17 protein-coding genes and 2 pseudogenes are annotated in these 18,165 nt (G+C 55.1%); 8 read left to right on the top strand and 11 right to left on the bottom strand.

Going from position 1 to position 18,165, the window contains the following annotated elements; genetic code table 11:
- Positions 1-397 precede the first annotated feature (397 nt).
- Both HMPREF1219_RS09115 and HMPREF1219_RS12995 read left to right on the top strand, forming a co-directional pair.
- Positions 398-1,138: a hypothetical protein gene (locus HMPREF1219_RS09115; protein WP_016458628.1), complete on the top strand. Its 741-nt coding sequence runs from the start codon at positions 398-400 to the stop codon at positions 1,136-1,138.
- A 30-nt stretch (positions 1,139-1,168) separates the two neighbouring features.
- Positions 1,169-1,975 carry a hypothetical protein gene (locus HMPREF1219_RS12995; RefSeq protein ID WP_016458627.1) on the top strand — a complete coding sequence of 269 codons (807 nt, stop codon included), beginning with the start codon at positions 1,169-1,171 and terminating at the stop codon, positions 1,973-1,975.
- Between the two features lie 103 nt (positions 1,976-2,078).
- On the opposite strand, the pseudogene HMPREF1219_RS13255 reads toward HMPREF1219_RS12995, so the two are convergent.
- The 6 genes and pseudogenes from HMPREF1219_RS13255 to HMPREF1219_RS09090 all read right to left on the bottom strand — a co-directional run.
- Positions 2,079-2,201 (bottom strand): annotated as a pseudogene (locus tag HMPREF1219_RS13255) (alkaline phosphatase); the annotation flags it as partial.
- Between the two features lie 300 nt (positions 2,202-2,501).
- Complete coding sequence (locus HMPREF1219_RS09105) at positions 2,502-3,611, bottom strand: Fic family protein (protein ID WP_016458626.1); 1,110 nt, start codon at positions 3,609-3,611, stop codon at positions 2,502-2,504.
- A 74-nt stretch (positions 3,612-3,685) separates the two neighbouring features.
- Positions 3,686-3,928 carry a hypothetical protein gene (locus HMPREF1219_RS09100; protein ID WP_040427521.1) on the bottom strand — a complete coding sequence of 81 codons (243 nt, stop codon included), beginning with the start codon at positions 3,926-3,928 and terminating at the stop codon, positions 3,686-3,688.
- Positions 3,929-4,056: 128 nt separating this feature from the next.
- Positions 4,057-4,276, bottom strand: a pseudogene (locus HMPREF1219_RS12610) (transposase); the annotation flags it as partial.
- A 304-nt stretch (positions 4,277-4,580) separates the two neighbouring features.
- Complete coding sequence (locus tag HMPREF1219_RS09095) at positions 4,581-4,871, bottom strand: hypothetical protein (RefSeq protein WP_016458624.1); 291 nt, start codon at positions 4,869-4,871, stop codon at positions 4,581-4,583.
- 68 nt (positions 4,872-4,939) lie between these two features.
- Positions 4,940-6,079: an HNH endonuclease signature motif containing protein gene (locus HMPREF1219_RS09090; RefSeq protein ID WP_016458623.1), complete on the bottom strand. Its 1,140-nt coding sequence runs from the start codon at positions 6,077-6,079 to the stop codon at positions 4,940-4,942.
- Between the two features lie 297 nt (positions 6,080-6,376).
- On the opposite strand from HMPREF1219_RS09090, the gene HMPREF1219_RS12295 reads away from it, so the two are divergent.
- Together HMPREF1219_RS12295 and HMPREF1219_RS13365 are read left to right on the top strand one after the other, a co-directional pair.
- A complete protein-coding gene (locus HMPREF1219_RS12295; RefSeq protein ID WP_016458622.1) occupies positions 6,377-7,156 on the top strand; it encodes a hypothetical protein in 780 nt (259 codons plus the stop codon).
- A 57-nt stretch (positions 7,157-7,213) separates the two neighbouring features.
- The gene (locus tag HMPREF1219_RS13365) at positions 7,214-7,342 is read left to right on the top strand and encodes a hypothetical protein (RefSeq protein ID WP_257877792.1); all 129 of its coding nucleotides are present in this window, start codon (positions 7,214-7,216) and stop codon (positions 7,340-7,342) included.
- Here the strand turns inward: HMPREF1219_RS13365 and HMPREF1219_RS09075 are convergent.
- Positions 7,330-7,569, bottom strand: a complete 240-nt coding sequence (locus tag HMPREF1219_RS09075; protein ID WP_040427520.1) for a type II toxin-antitoxin system Phd/YefM family antitoxin — start codon at positions 7,567-7,569, stop codon at positions 7,330-7,332. The two genes, HMPREF1219_RS13365 and HMPREF1219_RS09075, sit on opposite strands and share 13 nt — an antisense overlap.
- 148 nt (positions 7,570-7,717) lie before the next feature.
- Here HMPREF1219_RS09075 and HMPREF1219_RS09070 point away from each other — a divergent pair, with 148 nt between their 5' ends.
- Positions 7,718-9,175: an integrase core domain-containing protein gene (locus HMPREF1219_RS09070; RefSeq protein ID WP_040427519.1), complete on the top strand. Its 1,458-nt coding sequence runs from the start codon at positions 7,718-7,720 to the stop codon at positions 9,173-9,175.
- A 386-nt stretch (positions 9,176-9,561) separates the two neighbouring features.
- Here HMPREF1219_RS09070 and HMPREF1219_RS09065 read toward each other — a convergent pair whose 3' ends face one another.
- The 4 genes from HMPREF1219_RS09065 to HMPREF1219_RS09050 form a co-directional block, all read right to left on the bottom strand.
- Positions 9,562-11,166, bottom strand: coding sequence for a YfcC family protein (locus tag HMPREF1219_RS09065; RefSeq protein ID WP_016458618.1), 1,605 nt, complete (start codon positions 11,164-11,166; stop codon positions 9,562-9,564).
- Positions 11,167-11,275: 109 nt separating this feature from the next.
- Positions 11,276-12,217, bottom strand: coding sequence for a carbamate kinase (gene arcC / locus HMPREF1219_RS09060; protein ID WP_016458617.1), 942 nt, complete (start codon positions 12,215-12,217; stop codon positions 11,276-11,278).
- A gap of 139 nt (positions 12,218-12,356) precedes the next feature.
- Positions 12,357-13,355, bottom strand: coding sequence for an ornithine carbamoyltransferase (gene argF, locus HMPREF1219_RS09055; protein ID WP_016458616.1), 999 nt, complete (start codon positions 13,353-13,355; stop codon positions 12,357-12,359).
- Between the two features lie 598 nt (positions 13,356-13,953).
- Positions 13,954-14,985 (bottom strand): helix-turn-helix transcriptional regulator, encoded by a 1,032-nt coding sequence (locus HMPREF1219_RS09050; RefSeq protein ID WP_084594739.1) that lies wholly within the window; start codon positions 14,983-14,985, stop codon positions 13,954-13,956.
- Positions 14,986-15,191: 206 nt separating this feature from the next.
- Between HMPREF1219_RS09050 and pyrR the strand changes: the two genes are divergently transcribed.
- Genes pyrR through HMPREF1219_RS09035 form a run of 3 tightly spaced genes read left to right on the top strand, consistent with a single transcriptional unit; the run spans position 15,192 to position 17,967 of the window.
- Positions 15,192-15,758, top strand: coding sequence for a bifunctional pyr operon transcriptional regulator/uracil phosphoribosyltransferase PyrR (pyrR, locus tag HMPREF1219_RS09045; RefSeq protein WP_016458614.1), 567 nt, complete (start codon positions 15,192-15,194; stop codon positions 15,756-15,758).
- On the top strand, positions 15,758-16,693 hold the full coding sequence (locus HMPREF1219_RS09040) for an aspartate carbamoyltransferase catalytic subunit (protein ID WP_016458613.1): 936 nt from the start codon (positions 15,758-15,760) through the stop codon (positions 16,691-16,693). Before pyrR ends, HMPREF1219_RS09040 begins: the two co-directional genes overlap by 1 nt.
- Positions 16,694-16,695: 2 nt before the next feature.
- Entirely contained in the window at positions 16,696-17,967 is a 1,272-nt protein-coding gene (locus tag HMPREF1219_RS09035) for a dihydroorotase (RefSeq protein ID WP_016458612.1), read from the top strand.
- Positions 17,968-18,165 lie beyond the last annotated feature (198 nt).

Here is an 18,165-nt window from a genome sequence, read left to right as displayed (position 1 = left end):
CTTTACCCAGCTCAAAGCACAAATCCACACAAATACCGCCGAAAATCCACCACCTACTGCAACAAAACCAAAGCCATCCACGTGAAAAAACACACCCCAAAATCCCCACCTACTGCAACAATAAAGGCCACGACGGAAGCTGGACTCATCAAACCCTAGGACCCTACAGCCGGGCCAAAGCGTTTGCGTTACATTCCCTTTTGGGCACACTAGATCTTTCTTGCTTCGGATTCCTGGAAACCCCGGTTTTTCAGGCATGCGGGGGCGATGAGCTGGCGTTTTCTTTCTTGACGCTTTCTTGCTTCTGGAGGGCTTTTCGAACAGCGGTCCCGTTCGTGAGGCTGCGGGGTGGAAGGCGGTTTATACCTTGTGAGTAGAAATACTCGATGAAAGGTAATTGACTATATTTATCCCCGTTGTTATTGACTACGCGCTGCTCAAGGACGTGGCTGTTGTGGCGCTGTCGGCTCGCGGTGAGTGCCGGGCTGAGGTGTGCAGGCTTGTCGACGTCGGAAAGCTAGCGACGTCGTGGTTCTTAGAGGTGGCGGTGGGGAATACCGACCATAAGGTGGGCTTATTTAGCGCGGTGGTGCGGGAGTACCCGGCGCTGTTTAGGAATGTCCGCAGGTTTAGCACTGTGGTGCCTGCGCTGCAGGCGGATTTCGCGCTCGCGCGGAACGAGAAGAATTCAATCATCCACCCCATCGAGGAGAGCATGGTGGTGGCGACCGACGCGTTGCTCGGCACCGGACACCGGGCCGGGATCGCCGCGGGGTCCACACGCGGGCGGGTGCGGGCGCGGTCGTTGCTGGTAGAAAGCGTGGCAGACGCGGAGTTCTGGGCAGTGGAGATGGCGCTTGCCACCTGGGCTAAAAAAACGCCGGTTCTGCACATTCTCACCGACCCGCAGATCGTGTACAAGGCGCTCAACGGCATCGAGAAGCCCGCTGGGTGCAGGAACTCCCTGCGAATGTGGCCAGCACCGAGGTGTTCGTACACTGGGTGCGTGGGCACCGGGGCAACGTGCTCAATGAGCTGGCGAACGATGTGGCTATGTATACGCGTCGAAAAGCGTGCTGGTCGGGCGAGAGCTGGGCAACATCGTGCCGGCGGCGGGGTACGCGGCGTAAATTCATAGTAGGTACGAACCACCGAAGAAAGGCTCGCCATGGCATCCTCCAAACAATCCCCTGCCGTCTGCGGGCTCATCGGAGCTATCGTGGTGCTCGTCGTCGCGGTTGCGGTGCTGATGTTTTTCCTGCTGCGCTCCCCCGACACGACAACGACAGCAACCGTCACGGAGACGACGACCAGCGTCCCGGAAGAAACAACCGCAGTGGCCACCACCGCTGTTGCTGCTGCGACACCGACGACGGAAGAAAAATGCGGCACGCTGGCCAGGAACGCGACCAGCGGGATGACCGACCCGGTTCAGAAGTACTGCGACGGCGAATGGATGTACGCGGTACAGGGCCAATCCGATCGCTACAGCGCCTACCGCTGGGACAATGGCCACTGGGCGCAGTACCTGACGCACCGGGATGCCGGGAACAGCTTCTGGTGCTACGACCGCTCTCAGCTCGTCGCCGACGGCGTGCCTGCGGACATGATCAAAGTGATGGCACTGTGCGAATACGGCGATCCGACGCGGGATCCGGCCAGAGGCGAGTTCGCGTGGATGGGGCCGGGCGTGACGTGTGACGGCCGCTGGATCCTCATCGTCGAGTCGGTGCTCGTGGGCCCAGGTGAGGCGGCTCCGCTTGTCATCGGCGATGCGATCGACAGGTGGCCGGGCGCCTACTCCACGCCGGGTAGTGCCTGCTCCTCGATGCGCCCGAAGTACGAGGGCAAAGAGGTGTGGGCGATTTACTACGACGCGGGGCACAGCGTAGACGAGGTGTGCGCGCTGAAGGCGAAGTATGGGGGGAACGCTCGGTCGATGAACAACGTCGGGGACTTCTCGGATCCCTGCTAAAGATAGGGAAAACGCCCGACCGGGTGCGGCCGGGCGTCGAAAAGCGAAAAACTAGTCGAGACCGAGAGCCTCAGCGATGGTGAAGTGGAGGTCGGTCTGGTCCGTGAGCGGTCTGGACAGCGGGGGTCGCGTCCTCGATCTCGGCGGTGGAGACGTTGCCCGTGGCCTTGCCAGCTTGCCTGATCGATGTCCGGACTCCGATGGTCGCGCTGCGGGGAGTAGCTATGTCGGGTGCCCGGGCGGTGGACAGACAAAAGGCACCAAAAAGATGCTGGACAGAAGAAAAGGTGCACCGTCTATCGGGTGACGGGTTTGGTCGGCGGGCCTTTCCGCAGGCCCGCTACTAAATCTTCCTCGGCTTTTTCTGGCAGCTGTTCGAGGCACGGGAGGGAATGGCTGGTGCATGGTTTTTAGTGGGGCTGTCTTTACACTCCTCCCCTCACCCTTCCTGTATCCCATATGTGCACTTTTTCACGTATCTTCGACATATTAATTTAATAGGTTTACGAGGTGTACATATGGAGTTCTAATCCGGCAGCTGCGCCGGAAGCTCTCTAGCGAACAACAACTGTATATATGACGCATTGACGTAGAGGTTTACCCGTCCCACCTTGCGCTTTTCTAACAGATCCAGATCTGCCAGCTGGTTGAGCCACTTGGCCCCCGTCTGGCGCTGGGCAAGCTGCGCCGTGACGATGTCGTCTACACGAATGTAGGGCTGAGTGAAAAGAAGGTTTGCCAGTTCATAGGCGGGAATGGTGGAAAACTGAGACCGGATCTTGTCTTCCACGACGCTACGTGCGTGGTCGATATCGTCGACAAGCTGATACGTCCACCGCGAGGTTTCCTCGACAGCCGTAAGCATGAAGACGATCCATTCTTGCCACCGACCGCGCCGAGTCACATCATTCAAGCGGCGGTAGTAGAGATTCTTGTTGCGCACGATGAAACCAGAAAGGTAGAGAACCGGGCTGCGCAGGATGCCCAAATCTCGCAGCATGAGGAGGTTGAGAATCCTGCCGGTGCGGCCATTGCCGTCCGAGAAGGGGTGGATTGCCTCGAACTGATAGTGCGCCATCGCCATCGCAATGAGAGGCGGAACCTCACCGGGATCATTGATGAAGCGTTCCCACCTGGATAGATGGCGTTCAATGACGTCCTTGCCCTGTGGCGGCGTGTAGATAACTTCCCTTGTGCGAGGATGTGCGATGACTGTGCCCGGCTTATCTCTGACTTCAACCTCAAAGCCGCGCAGGCTAGCGCACACTCGCTGCGCGAGCTTGGCGGTCAAAGGATGCCCATGGTCAAGGAGCTCATCACCAATGCGCAACGCCGCCCGATAGCGCAGCGCTTCTTTGGTTGCCGGTGTCGCAGGGGCGTTCTCCTTTAGCGCATCCGCGCGGAAAAGCTCGTCATTCGTGGTAACAATGTTCTCGATCTCCGAGGATGCTTGGGCCTCGAGGAGCGGGACGGTTTTGATGAGAACAGTAGGATCCGGAAGCCTTTTCACAGCCTCATCGAGCCTGGCAATCGCAGTGGACGCACCCACCAAATGGCGCAGGACTTCCGGCGTATCAAAGTCAGAAGGCGGAAGTGGCGGAAGGTCTTGGAATGGCTCCTTCGGGTTGTAATCCATAGCCAAATCCTAGCCCACACGGAGTCCTATATGTACACTTTTTCGCGTTTCTTCGACATATTAATGTAATAGGTTTACGAGGTGTACATATGGGGCAGGGTGGGAAGAACGATGCCGAACTGCGGGGCGATGAATGCACCGAGAGCAGCGAACACACCGAGGACGATGCCGGCGATGGCGCCGTCAGAAAGCTCAGGAGCCCGAGAATCGCAGAGAATGATCCATTCATAGGCGCCGGAGGGGAAGTCGACCGTACCGCCCTGGTTCTGTTTGCAGAGCTTGACCGCTTCATCTTGGACTGTGTAGTACGCCAGCAAGCCCTTTCTAACGTGGGCGATTTCCTTGGCGTACGTCTCTTGTAAACCGGCAGGTTGGCCGCGATCGAAGTCCGCATAATCTATTGATGGCTTGTCAGAAGGCTTGACGGTTATTGGCTCTTCCGGTTTTAGAGTGCGTTGATTTTGTTGGTGAGGCCTCCGGAGTGGATGAGGCATCGCAAGATGTAGTGGTTGAGGTTTTTAAAATCCTAGGGCGATGCAGCGGAGGTGTTCGAGACATCCGTTGATCGCTTCGACTGGCCCGTTGGAGACCCCTCAGCCGAAAAACGCGAGTATGTCACGACGCCGCTTATGAAGGCTGCGTCCTAGTTGGGCTATCTCCTTATGTGCCTTGCCTTTCATGACATTCACCTGTAAAGATCAACAGCCCTATCTACGTCCTGTGCAGAGCCCAGCATCGCTTCTAATCTATGCTTGTCTGCCATCGACTCAACTGTTATCCCCTACTACTGAGCGCTGGTGTAGACCAGCGCACTTTACTCCACGACCCCGGATCGCGTCCGGGGTCGTTGTATATCCAAAAGACTACGGCAATAATCCAGCACCGGCATTTTTTGCTTGAACCGGGCTTTCCCGAAGCAGCGGGCGTTGCCAGTCGCGATGACGGTGAGAGGGGCGCTCAGGCGCGTGCTCAACGGGTGCGGATGAGGCCGGTGAGGACGAGGAGCTGGCCGGGGCCGAGGGCGAGGGGGAGGAAAAGGAGTTCCCAACCGGTCGCCGGGAAGCAAATAAGGACGGTTTGGATGAGGAAACCGACGAGGCAGAGAGCGTGACCGGCGGAGATGAGGCTCAGCAACGCGAGGCCGCCGCCGAAAGGGATGACCGAACTAGTGAGGAGGGCGGCGAGGACGAGGAACGTCCAGGCGATCGCCGGGAGCGACACGATGACCGAGGCGATGCTGATGCGAGTGAGGAGCGTCATGGTGGCAAGCCTGCCGTGGGCAGGCCGAATGGCCCGCGGGGTGCGGGCTGTGTTGGCGCGGGGGGGCTTTAGCCGGAGGGACAGGGGTCGATGGGGAGGCGGAGCTGTTTGCGGACGAGACGGACGGCGCCGCCCTGGGCGCAGGGATGCATGTTGAGTTGGAGGGGGCCGCCGAACGCGGGCTTCCAATACTCGAGGCCGTCGGTACGCACCATACGGCCGTACATGGGTTTGTCGGGGTCGTCGTCGTTGCGGCCGTTGAAGAAACTGCACAGGAGCATCAAGTTTTCGGAGACCGTCTTGCCGCCGTTTTTGAAAGCCTCGATGTGGTGGACTTCGCACTCCGTGGCGGGGGTCGAACAGCCCGGGTGGGGGCAGACCGGATTGCGAAGTGCCTGGTTGAACCACTCGAGGAAGTCGGCGTGGCGGGAGTCGGGCGTCATCGTCACCGTGTAGACGCCGAAGTTCTGCGGGGCGTACGGGTGGACGAGGGCGGCGAGGAGGAAATTCGACAGTTTTGTGTGCACGATCTCCTCACCCGAAATCGTTGCGCCGTTGGTGAGGGAAAACCGGAACTTGCCGCGCTCCTCTTCGGTGAAACCCGTAAACGACATGTCCAGCGGGACGAGGAGACACGGGGTCGCTGCGGCGGGGAGCGTGCCGTCGTTTGCGGCCAGCGCCAGCCTGATGAGACCGTTGGCGGGGCAGGACTTATCCGTCGCGCGGGCGCGGTCGTAGATCTGCTTCACGCGGGAGGACTCTGCGGTCAGGGTGAGGGTGGCGTAGGTGGAGTTTTTGATGCTCCTATACGTCAGTTTCTTGTCTGGGTTGTCCGCGTGGTGCGTGTTCAGCTCCTGGAGGAGACGGGCGCCCTCAGCGTTGATGCGGGTGATGTCCGGGCCGAGCGGGGCGAGTTCCTCGCGGAGCCGCCACGCGTAGGCCTTCTTCTCCAGCTTCGCCACCTGGGATTCGATGGCCTGGAGGGAACGGAAGGTGTGGCCGGCTTCGCGGGCGGCGTCGCGGGCGCGCTGCTGCATGCGGGGGGCGTTCGTCGAACCGAAGTAGATGTTGCCGATCTTCACGACGGCGGCGGCGGTGGTCGCGTCGAGACCCCGGCAGACGAGAACCGCCTTCGGCGTGCCGAAGGCATCGCCGGCGATGTCAATCGCCTGGGCCAGGATGCGGATGAAGTCCCCCGTAATGCTCACAGGACAGATACTAGGGGACGTCGAAAAGCTTTGCAGTGCAAGCGGAAACAGTGCAGGTCAGGGCGGGCGGTGTGGATCTAAGAAAAGTCAAAAGGTTTCCTGCACACTTGTTATCTATTTCCGCAAAAGCGTTGAGCGCGAAACCGCATCCATGTTACTTTCTTGTTCGGACAGTTAAAACGTATTCCAATAGCTTTTCCCGTTGTCCCTACTGTTACGACACAGTCTCATGGTGTAGCTGTACGTATCAGCCGGGGCAAGAAACCCCGACTGCCCTCTATCGGAAAAGGAGCGAAAATGAAGAAATCCATAAAGCATGGATTGGTAAGTGCATTAACAGCAATGACTGTTCTTGTATCTGCAGGCGCTGTAACTCAGGCCGCCCCACAAGGAGTAGACCCAACTGAACCATGCACTGATTGCGTTCAGGAAAACGCACCAGATCGCGCCCGTCCTGTCACTGATCAAAACGAATACGATCGTGCAGTATCAGCGGTAAACGACTCTCTACGTTCCGGCCAACTGAAGAGCCCCACCGACATCAATCAGTTCGATTTCGACAAGGCGACAGTACTCGAGATCGAAAAAGAGGGCGACCAGTTTCAAACTGTAACTATCCCCCTCAAGGGAAACAGCCCACTCAGTAACTTCACGGTCGTCTACAACCACGACGGTTCTGTTTCGAACTATGCCGAATCACAGTTCTATGAGGGTCAAGACGGTAAATTTGCGATAGACCAATGGTCGAACGGGGAATACCAGCAAACCAAGAATCTCGACATCGATTACATGTCCGATGATGAAGTTGAGTCTGAATTCGCGAAAGTCCGCGAGCAATCTGAGCCGATGGCACAAGCAATACGTGAAGAGCGCGGTGTCGGTAAGGTAGCAGCGTGTCTCGCAACTGTCGCAGGCATCGGTGGACCCCTCGGCTATGTGATCGCCGGCGCTTGTGCGGGATCCTGTGTTTCCCCAGATCCTGCTACGAAGACAGTGTGTGCAGCGTGTATCGGTGCCTACGCCGCGCTCGGGGCGGGAGGAATGGGTGCTGCCGCTGCCTGCTTCCAGCTTTGGTGATGAATCGTGAAAAATGAAAGTAAATCTAAAGCAATAGCAATTCTTCGTATTGCGATTGTGGCTGCGATCCTCATGGTTGCGCTCGCGCTGGCGATGAACAGGATTTTTGTCGGCTTCGTTGTCGCGGCGATCGCGGGTGTGTTTCTCGTGTACTTCCTGGCCAAAGATCGTCGCTACCTGAGGTAGGGCGAGGCGGCGTCGATGCCTTCATCCCTGGCTTTTCGGAGCGACTCCGACATGCCGGGGATGGACTGGAGGTACAGCGTTTCCTGAATTGCTCGCCACGCATCCTCACCGACGAGGACGGCGTTTCCGCGTGGCTCTGTGATGGTGACGGGTTCCGAATCCGCGTTCACCTGGTCGATGAGCCGGTCCAGGTTGGCACGGGCTTCGGCTGCACTGAGTGATGTTATGGATGAGACCTCCGGGATAAGCGTACGCCAGGTCTGAGGTGACGGCCACGAGACCGCCTTCTTCGGTGTATTTGGCGACCGGGGACTTTTTGGACAGGATGTCTAATGGCTTTTTGGACGCCTACGGCGGTGGAATAGCCATCCGGCTATTCCATTGCACAAGCGCAGAAAAGTCGCAGATTTCGATCCCGTTCGTGACGGCAAAACGATCACACAGTTTTGCAAAGAACTGGGCATCTCGCGGCAGACGTATCACAACATCAAAAACCGGATAGCGCAGAAGGGACGATCTGGCATCATGCCGGATTCGACTGCCCCGAGGCACCCGGCAGGAAAATTCGAGGACTCCGCCAAGATCGCAGTCGTCTACGCCAGACAAACGTTGATGGAGCAGGGCTTGGATTATGGGCCTTGGTCGATCTACTACTTCTTGTTCGACTCCGTCGGTGCCGATCGCACCCCAGCACGCTCCACAATCGCTTTGTGGCTAAATGAACTGGGGTTTGTCGACGCTACTGCCCGCAAACGACCGCGAAGCTCCTATAAGCGCTTCGCCCGTGATCTCGTTGGCGAACTCTGGCAGATCGATGGTCTGGTCTATCGCCTCTTCGACCATGCGCACACACTCGTGACGATCTACCAGGTCATCGACGATGCCAGCAGATTCGATGTCGGAATCAAAGCCTTCGCTTCACTGGAAAACGGCACTGACGCCCGCTCCGTGCTGGCCGAAGCGTTCGCCACCTACGGCAAACCCCAAGAAGTCCTTTCTGACAACGGCGATGCATTTGCCGCCTACCACCGTGGATACCTCTCGGCGACTGAAACCTGGCTCGCCAGCGAAGGCGTCCTCGCCATTGCCGGGTTCGCTCCGACAACCCAGGGAAAAGACGAGCGCTCCCACCGCACGCTGACCCAGTTCCTCGACGCACGCCACCCCGCAAGCCTTGCCGAGGTCAACACCTATCTCGCTGAGTACCGGCAGGTATACAACGAGCGACGACGGCACCAATCACTGCTGGTCGGCAAGATGCACATCACCCCACGCCAGGCCTTCGAGACCTTCCCCAAAGCACCCTCGCCCACGCAACCACTTGGCCCTGACGAGGTCTGGGCCCGCGTGCTTGCCTACAACCAGGCACACAACCCGCAGGCAGCATCCGAAGTGAAAAACGGTCCCGGGGAAGCGGCAACTTCACCCGAGACCAGCACCGATGACATGGCAGCTCAACACGGCATACCTCCCACCGATACCCCCACACTAACGGTGCCGACGACACAACCAACAAACGATTGGGGCATCCCAGACCAGCTCAGTGTGAGCAAAAACGGCGTCGTCCGCGTGTGTAGCTACGGACTCTACATCGGCTTGAGATTCAAAAACCGCAAGCTCTACGCCACGGTCACAGACGACGAAGTCGCAGAGTTCTTCACAGCCCACGACGGTGAGTTCCTCTTCAGCGTGCCACTGCCGGTCACACTTCATCACAGGCCACCAGGCGGGCAAATCAACATCAACCTCGTCGAAGAGATGAAGCACTGCCAACCACCCCGGATGAACCCGAAACTGGCCAAGCCCCGACCGAAGCGCAGGCCGCAAAAATGATCCGCTAGAAAGTGTCCAAGAACTCCATGGACTCCGGGTCCAATAAGTCATTAGACTCCGTGTCCAAAAACTCTATAGACATAACACGATTGGCCTAAATTACCGCCCCTAATACTGAATAATGGATGTCTGGGTGGGGGCATTGAAAGAACTCACGACTTGCGAAATGGACTGGCTACGTAGGCTCCCAAGGCTGGTTGACTGTGGGGATTGGCTAAGCTTTGTGCTTTTCCTCACAACCGTGTTTCGAACGAAATACCTCATGCTTAGCAGCGCAGATATTTGTATAGAGCCATTGGCTCGCTCACTTCGTTGGCATTCCTCAGGACCCTAAGAAGACATGAAAAACGGGACACCGTGAAGGTGTCCCGTCGTAGGCACGCCATTTAGGCGTAAACCACAACCTGAATGATGAGGAGGACTGCGCCAAGCACGAGTTGGAATCCAACGATCGGGATCGCGTACTTCAACCAGTGGGAGAACTTTACATGGAGCATTTGGAGAGTTGCCATTATCAGGCCTGTCGGTGCAATGAACAGCATTGCGTACTGGCCCCAGTTGAATGCGGAAACCGCAACAAAGCGGGGGATTCCGACGGTGTCCGCCAGCGGCGCCATGATCGGCATGGAAAGCACTGCGAGGCCGGAGGAAGAAGGAACCACGAAGCCGAGCAAGAAGAATACGAGCATGAGCATCACGATGAACACCGGGCCGTGCATTCCGGACACAAGTCGAGTTGCGCCATCGAGCATGGTATCGGAGATCAAACCGTCATTGAGAATTTTGTTGATGCCACGAGCAAGGCCGATGATGAGCGCTACGCCAACCATTGAGGAGGAACCTTCAGTGAAAGCGTCAACAATCTCCGCCTCAGACATGCCCTTCTTGCCCAAGCAAGCAATGACCATGATGACGATCGTGATGGTGAGGAAGGACGCAGCCATGGTCGGAAACCACCAGCCTTGGCTCATAACGCCCCAAACCATGAGGGGGAATGCAAAAGCGAAAAGCACCAAAGTGAATTTCTTCTGCAACGTGAAATTCTTAACCTCGTCGCTTTGGGACTCAACACCCCATTCCTTTTGGAAATTTTCGCGATCCTCGAAGCTGTAGGAAAACTCCGGGTGTTCCTTAACCTTCTTGCTGTACCAGTGAATGTAGAACAGCAGAACAATAGTGCCGATGACCAAACCAGCAATGCGCCAGCCCATACCTTCGGTGAACTGAATACCTGCAGCATTCGAAGCAATGATTACGGAGAATGGGTTAATCGTCGAGAACGCAGACCCCATCGAACCAGCGAGGAAGATCGCGGCAATGACCGTAATGGCATCATATCCAAATGATATGAAGATCGGTGCGAGAATCGGGTAAAAGGCAACTGCCTCTTCTTCGAGACCACAGAAAGAACCGCCCATAGCCATGAGCAAAGAAACTGCCACAATGAGGAGGAATTCGCGGCCCTTGGTCTTCTTGGTGAGAGCAAAAAGGCCAGCTTCGAAGGCGCCCGTGGCGCGAACGGCACCAATAAGTCCGCCGAGGACGAGAATGAAGACGATGATGTCGACAGCTTCAATTGTGCCCTCGACCATGCTTACTGGAATATCAGCGAACGACGCAGCGTGCTGCGCGACGTATTCGAAGGTTCCCGGTACAGAAACAGGTTTGCTCAGAGAGCCAGAGAGAAAGCTTTGAATATCGATTGAAACACCGAGGTTATCCAATGTTTCCTGTGTTGCTGGAAGAACATCCACCGAGCCGTTCGGATGAGTGAGGTTGAGCATTCCTCCCTCAGAATCGTACGAAATCTTTGAATACAAACCGGCAGGAACAAACCGCGTAGCGATGGCGGCGATGACAGTCAGCACAAAGAGGATGCTGAACGCGCTGGGGAAGTTAAAACCACCCCTCTTCTTGGTCTTTCCCTCCTCCGTGATTTCTTCGGGGGGCGCGGCCGACTTGTCGTCTGCGGAAATTTTTGTAGAGGACACGTGTTTCCTTTCTTCCGATGTCCTACTGAAAAGCGTTTGCGCACAAATGTTTCCCCCATCCAGAATCTGGTGGGGGAAACGGAAGGTCAGGACGCTACTCGTTTCCCCTTTACAGGGTGATGGTAGTGCCGGCACCCTCGCTGAAGACCTTGTCGGCCTTGTCCAGGGAGGTAATGATGGCCTTGCCCCCATTGCTGTTCTTCACGAATTCGATGCAGGCTTCGACCTTGGGGAGCATCGATCCGGGGGCGAACTGTCCCTGTTCGATGTACTCCTCAGCTTCCTTGACCGTCATGTGATCCAGATCCGTCTGATCTGGCTTATTGAAGTTGATTGCGACCTTTTCCACGGCGGTGAGAATCAGGAGGGTGTCAGCATCGATCTGGCGTGCCAATAGGGCAGCAGAGCGGTCCTTATCGATCACAGCGGACACGCCGTGCAGACCATTTTCGTCGCGAACAACTGGAATTCCGCCACCGCCGGATGCAATGACGACCGAGCCTGCTGACAGACTCTGGGAGATGACCTTCGACTCGAGGATCTCAATCGGCTTCGGTGAAGCGACTACACGACGCCAACCGCGGCCAGAGTCCTCTACGTAAATGTCACCTGTCTCATCGTGCTTCGCATCGGCCTGCTCCTTGGTGAGCATCGCGCCGACAGGTTTCGTCGGATTTTCGAATGCCGGATCATTCGCGTCCACAACCGTCTGAGTTACCAAGGAGAAGGAGTTCTTATCCATACCACGGGCGGTGAACTCATTGTCGAGAGCCTGGGCAAGGTGGTAACCAATGTAGCCCTGCGACATTGCACCACACTCAGCGAAGGGGAACTCAGGGGAGGAACCGGTTTGAGCGGCAACGTCAGTTGCAACCTTGATGGAACCTACCTGTGGTCCGTTGCCGTGAGTGATGAGCACCTCAATTCCCTGCTCGACGAGGTCAGCAAGCGGTTTAGCGGTGTGGCGGATCAGTCGGAGCTGCTCCTGTGGATCATTGCCGAGGGCATTTCCACCGAGTGCTACAACCATCCTGCGCTTAGATTCAGTCATCTTAAACTCCAAAAAGTAATTGCTTCCTCGTCGCTTGCCGCTGCACAATCGACAAGAAGGGACGAGGTGAAATAGATAAATCCCCCGATAAAAGACCTTTCGGATCAAGCCCTTTTGAGCTTGATCCGATTACAACGGACTACTTCAGCGTTGCGTACATAACGGCCTTGATGGTGTGCATACGGTTCTCAGCCTCATCAAAGACGCGGGAACGCGGACCCTCGAAGACCTCGTCGGTAACTTCCATTTCGTTGATGTTGAACTTTTCAGCGATCTGAGCGCCAACAGTGGTCTTAGTGTCGTGGAAGGACGGCAGGCAGTGCATGAAGATTGCATCATCAGCAGCCATATCCATGAGCTCCTGATTAACCTGGTAGGGCTTGAGCAGCTCAATGCGCTTCTTCCACAGCTCGTCGGACTCTTCGCCCATGGACACCCAGATGTCGGTGTAGATGACGTGTGCGCCGGTAGCTGCTTCCTTGACATCGTCGGTGAGAGTGACGGAACCGCCGGTCTCTGCGGCGATCTTCTCGCACTCGGAAACGAGCTCTGCCTTCGGCATCTGGTCCTTCGGGCCACATGCAACGAAGTTGAGTCCGAGCTTTGCGCAGACAACCATGAGGGAGTTCGCGACGTTGTTCTGGGCATCACCCATGAAGACGAACTTCTTGCCCTTGAGGCCATCAGTGAAGTTCTCCTCTACGGTGAGCATATCGGCAATCATCTGGGTCGGGTGGAATTCGGTGGTCAGACCGTTCCAAACCGGCACGCCAGCGTTGGCTGCGAGGTCCTCGACGTTGGACTGTGCGAAGCCACGGTACTCAATGCCGTCGTAGAAGCGACCAAGAACGCGAGCGGTATCCTCGATGGACTCCTTCTTGCCCATCTGGGATGAACCCGGATCCAGGTAGGTGACACCCATGCCCAGGTCGTAGCCCGCGACCTCGAAGGAACAACGGGTACGAGTTGATGTCTTCTCGAAGAGAAGGACGATGTTCTTGCCCTCGAGGTAACGGTGCGGAGTGTTGGTGAGCTTGAGCTGCTTGAACTGCTTGGAAAGGTTGATCAGGTAGCGAATCTCCTCCGGCGTGTAGTCGAGGAGCTTCAAGAATGAACGACCACTAAGGCTTACTGGCATGTTGTCAATCCCTTCTGTTAGGCCACGGCATCGTTTGGGTGATGTCGTGTGCGGCTGGAGCACTTCGCTCCCGGAAGGCCGCTGATTCCCACTTTCGTTTCACTCGAGGGTTGTTTACAAGGACAAGAAATAGTAGGCGAGTGTGTAAATTTGGTTCATGCAAAAAGCAGGGAAAGTCAAGCTAGGTAAACCCGCTCTAAACGAGTTTATATACCAAGGTCAGAGGTCAATTAAAGCGGACGGGAAACTTTAGAATTTCAGATTTCGCACTCGCCCAATTCACGGGGGGTTTCATCCTGTTTAGGAATCTAAGCTCATTTCAATACCAGGTCAGAACCCCCGGAATGGGGTGATGAATGGTTACAAAGGTGAAACGGTGTCTCACGCTACTCAAAAGAAGAGAATTCGTGGCATACCTAACACAAATCGAGGTGTTTAACGGGGTGAATCAGTGGCCCCGGATTCAGGATCATCGTCTGCGTTGCTAAGGCAACTGCACAGAGTTCGGACATCTACCGGTTTATTCAGGATGAGTTGATCTGTGTTGGAGGGGATCCCGGGAGATGAGCGAAGCGTGATGGGGAAGCAGCGGATGGGGCTAAAGCTCGCTAAAGAAGGATTTCACAATTTCCTCGCGGCCGTTTTTCTCCGTCTTTTTCGAAATATTGTGGATGTGCACCTTGACTGTCCCGATGGCGATGCCCAATTCGTCTGCGATTTGGCGGTTCGAATGACCGCTAATTAGAGCCCTAAAGACGTCCTGTTCCCGCTGCGAGAGCTTGTATTTTGTGTAATAATCTTCAAACAACTGATCGGCGAACCGCTGGCGCTCGCTGTCAATCTCAGCACGGGGTGCTTCCTGGTGGAGCAAGAAAAGTCTTCGACAATGAAGTAGGACATAAAGCCCTACGCCGAGCATAACAAAGTTCTCCGCGAAGTTGCGCTCGGAAAGAAATGGTGACATTTCGTAATCTGGACGAATGATCGGCATGACCAGTTGGAAAATGATATTTTCGCCGATGATTCCCAGAATCCCAATCGTGATGAAAAGGCCGGGAATTCGGAAACGTCCCATCCTCGTTCGGTCAAATTGGTCGCTGGTGCGTAGGTAAATGAGGAGCATGGCTATTAGCAAACCGAGCGAAAAAACGTTTCGCACAGAGAAGAATGCAAATTGCCGCCAATGTGGATCTGGGATGGCAAAGTAGGCGACTGCGCTCAAGACGGCAAAACTACCACCAACTATGTACCTCCAAAATTTAGCTTTCTGGGAATAGTTGAGCATTACTGTGGAAAAGCAAACCAAAATTCCTGCGCCATAGAGGACAGACTCGAAGGGGTCGGTGATGTGACTTGCTTCTAGATGGGAGCTGACGGGAGTGAATGAAGGGCGAAAGACCAGTGTGACATCTAAGCAGTAGATGACATAGGCCAAGGCAAACCACAGGTAAATTTTATTTCTGCTTAGCATCAGTGCACTAAACGAGACTCCGGAAATGAAAGCGGAAATAACTAGTAACAAGATTGTGTAATAGAACAAAATCACTGTTTCTGGCCACAGCCTTTCTATTTTTTCAACCAAGCCAACGAGTCCGATAAGACAAAGAATACCGCAACTTAGTTGAGGCATAATTTGGAGGGTTGCTGGGAAAATTTGGGTTTATCCGGTCTGAACTGCTGATAAACCGCAGGTGGAAAAAGTATATTTTTATAAGCAACTAAAATGTGATGAACATCTCGCCGACAGATCTTGTGCTAGTGAATCCTGTCGCTAAAATTAGTACTCGGCAATATCCTTTAACGGACCGCACAGAGAGGCGGGGAAGGAGGCGCTCGATGACTCAGGATCAGAGTAGTGATTCTGCTATCGTAGATAGCGGTGAAATCTCTCAGTTGATTTCTAAAATCGCGCACCAGATAGTTGAAAATAATACGCCAGAAGCTTTTGGCAATGATGACGTAGTTCTTTTGGGAATTCCGTCAGGGGGAGTTCCGCTGGCACAGCGGATTAAGAAAGAAATTTCAGAAATTACGGGGGCCAACACACCGATCGGTTCTCTCGATATCACCCTGTACAGAGACGATCTGAAATGTCGTCCACACCGAGCACTTCGCCAGACAATGTATCCTCTAGGCGGAATCGAAGGAAAAACTGTAGTCCTCATCGACGATGTTTTGTACTCCGGCCGTACAATTCGGGCGGCGCTCGATGCACTGCGTGATCTTGGTCGAGCGAAGCGCGTCCAGCTTGCGGTGCTCGTTGACCGTGAGCAGCAGGAGTTCCCAATTCGAGCCGACTTCGTCGGCACCAAGATCCCTAACATCGAAGGTCAGAATCTGGTGTGCGAATTGCAACCTCTCGACGATTGTGACCGAATCACAGTTCAAGACGAGGAGAAGTAATGAAGCACCTAATTTCGATCGAGGACATCACCGCTGAGGAAATTACTCAGTTGCTGGATCAAGCTGACGAGTTCCGTAATGCGTTGCAGGGTCGGGAAATCCAGAAAGTACCGACGCTGCGGGGTCGTAAGGTCGCATCACTGTTCTACGAAAATTCCACTAGAACTAAATCTTCCTTTGATTCGGCCGCTAAGGCTCTTAGCGCGGACGTTCTCAGCATCTCCGCTTCAAGTTCAAGTGTGAAGAAGGGCGAATCCCTCCGGGACACCGGCCTCACTCTCAAAGCGATCGGTGTTGAAGCCTTCATCATGCGCCACCCGAGTTCTGGAGCCCCGAAGCTTCTTGCAGATTGGGTTGCTCCTAACGGTGAGGGCCCCAGCGTAATTAATGCGGGTGACGGTTCTCACCAACACCCGACTCAGGCTCTGCTCGATGCTGTCACTTTCCGCCAGCATCTCGGGGGATTCAAAGATAAGTCAATCGCAATCGTGGGTGATCTACTTCACTCGCGCGTTGTACGCTCGAACGTTGATCTCCTGAGCAAGATGGGTGCAAAGGTGTATCTTGTTGCACCTCCCACTTTGATGCCGGCTGGAGTTGAAACATGGCCCGCCGAAATCAGCTACGATCTTGACCCGATTATCAAGGACCTCGATGCTGTGATGTTGCTTCGAGTTCAGCAAGAGCGCATGTTGGGTGGATTCTTCCCCAGTGATCGTGAATACACAGCTCGATATGGACTGACATCGGAGCGTTTGGCCAAGATGCAAAAGCATGCTCTAGTAATGCACCCCGGGCCCATGATTCGCGGAAATGAAATTGAATACGCTGTCGCGGACAGCTCTCACTCCGTAGTTCTAAAACAGGTTTCAAACGGCGTCTACCTCCGTATGGCCGTACTTTTCACGCTACTGTCCGGGAAGGATGAACTGTAAGAATGAAGACCCTCATCAAGAATGTCCGCCCTTATGGCGAGGGTGAAGCTGTCAATGTCCTCCTTTCAGACGGTGTAATCGAATACATTGGCGCTGAAGAAAAGAAGGCCGACGAAGTTTACGATGGCTCCAACAATGTACTTCTGCCAGGTATGGTTGACCTCAGCGCAAACCTAGGTGAGCCCGGAGAAGAAGAGAACGAAGATCTCCGTTCAGGCTCTCAGGCTGCCGCGAAAGGTGGTATCACCGCCGTGTTTGCTCAGCCCAACACCAATCCGGTCATCGACGAACCGGTAATCGCCGAGGCGATCACTTTAAAGTCCTCAGAGCTCGGACTTTGCGATGTTATCCCGGTTCCGTCCATTACCAAGGGGCGTAAGGGAGAAAAACTCAGTGAGTTCGGTCTGCTGCGTGATAGCTTTGCTCACACCCGCTTCTTCTCTGAAGGCAAAAAGTCCGTAGCTAACTCGGTTATCATGCGCCGGGCAATGGAATATGCGCACGGGACTGACGTGGTAATTAGCGAATTCTGTCAGGAAGAGAAGCTTTCTGAGAATGCTTACGCTCACGAGGGTGTTTACTCGGGCAAGGCCGGTATTCGTGGAATTCCTCGCAGCGCCGAAGAATCAATTGCAGCCAGGGATGTTCTTCTGGCCCGCGAGTTCGATGCTGAGCTTCACTTGGCTACCATTTCTTCTAAGGGAACGGTGGAAATCGTTCAGCACGCCAAGGAGGACAAGACCAAGGTGACAGCATCTGTAGCTGCTCACAACCTTGTCCTAGATGATTCAACAATCGCAGGGTACGACGCAATCTATAAAGTTCTGCCTCCGCTGCGTGCTGAAGAAGACAAAAAAGCGCTCGTCGAAGCTCTGCTCGATGGAACCATCGACTGTGTTGTCTCTGACCACACGCCGGTTTCCCGCGAGCACAAGGCCGTGGAGTTTGATCGTGCCACCCCTGGCATGATCGGCTTGGAAACCACGCTGCCACTACTCGCGGAGACCTTTGTTGAGTCTGGCAAGGCCGATTGGCACTTTATTGCCAAGATCTTCTCTGAAAAGCCTGCAGAAATTGCTGGCCTTGAGGATCAGGGCAAGAAGATTGAGGTCGGAGCACCTGCAAACCTCACGGTTGTGAACGAAGATGGCAACTGGACTGTCGAAGAGGACGCCCTGGCATCGAAGAGCAGCAACACCCCGTTCCTTGGCAAGAAGTTCAAGGCACAGGTTCAGCTGACATTCCTGCGAGGTAATGTAACCTACCAGGCGTAATTCAACAACCAAAACCTCCGGAGGGTACCCACGGTAAGCTGTGGGTGCCCTTTGCTATTTGATTTGATGGTTCATTACGCTGAGTCCATTGTTGCAAATCATAAGAGACTCTGAGACACAGAATCCAGGCTATCCTTCCGGGCTGACATGTCGGAGAAGTTGCAGGGTGTACTCAACGGCCAAATATTCGATTGTGTG

Origin of the sequence: Corynebacterium pyruviciproducens ATCC BAA-1742, from assembly GCF_000411375.1 — a bacterium.
In the GTDB taxonomy this organism is placed as follows: domain Bacteria; phylum Actinomycetota; class Actinomycetes; order Mycobacteriales; family Mycobacteriaceae; genus Corynebacterium; species Corynebacterium pyruviciproducens.
The sequence above is the reverse complement of the archived record's forward strand: the minus strand, read 5'-3'. Positions and strand labels throughout refer to the sequence as shown.

Excerpts from the sequence above, each read along its gene's own strand:
- HMPREF1219_RS09105 (WP_016458626.1), bottom strand. The coding sequence starts at position 3,611 with ATGGATTACAACCCGAAGGAGCCATTCCAAGACCTTCCGCCACTTCCG.
- argF (WP_016458616.1), bottom strand. The coding sequence starts at position 13,355 with ATGCCAGTAAGCCTTAGTGGTCGTTCATTCTTGAAGCTCCTCGACTAC.
- HMPREF1219_RS12995 (WP_016458627.1), top strand. The coding sequence starts at position 1,169 with ATGGCATCCTCCAAACAATCCCCTGCCGTCTGCGGGCTCATCGGAGCT.
- HMPREF1219_RS09040 (WP_016458613.1), top strand. The coding sequence starts at position 15,758 with ATGAAGCACCTAATTTCGATCGAGGACATCACCGCTGAGGAAATTACT.
- HMPREF1219_RS09035 (WP_016458612.1), top strand. The coding sequence starts at position 16,696 with ATGAAGACCCTCATCAAGAATGTCCGCCCTTATGGCGAGGGTGAAGCT.
- HMPREF1219_RS12295 (WP_016458622.1), top strand. The coding sequence starts at position 6,377 with ATGAAGAAATCCATAAAGCATGGATTGGTAAGTGCATTAACAGCAATG.
- arcC (WP_016458617.1), bottom strand. The coding sequence starts at position 12,217 with ATGACTGAATCTAAGCGCAGGATGGTTGTAGCACTCGGTGGAAATGCC.
- pyrR (WP_016458614.1), top strand. The coding sequence starts at position 15,192 with ATGACTCAGGATCAGAGTAGTGATTCTGCTATCGTAGATAGCGGTGAA.
- HMPREF1219_RS09050 (WP_084594739.1), bottom strand. The coding sequence starts at position 14,985 with ATGCCTCAACTAAGTTGCGGTATTCTTTGTCTTATCGGACTCGTTGGC.
- HMPREF1219_RS09095 (WP_016458624.1), bottom strand. The coding sequence starts at position 4,871 with ATGACGCTCCTCACTCGCATCAGCATCGCCTCGGTCATCGTGTCGCTC.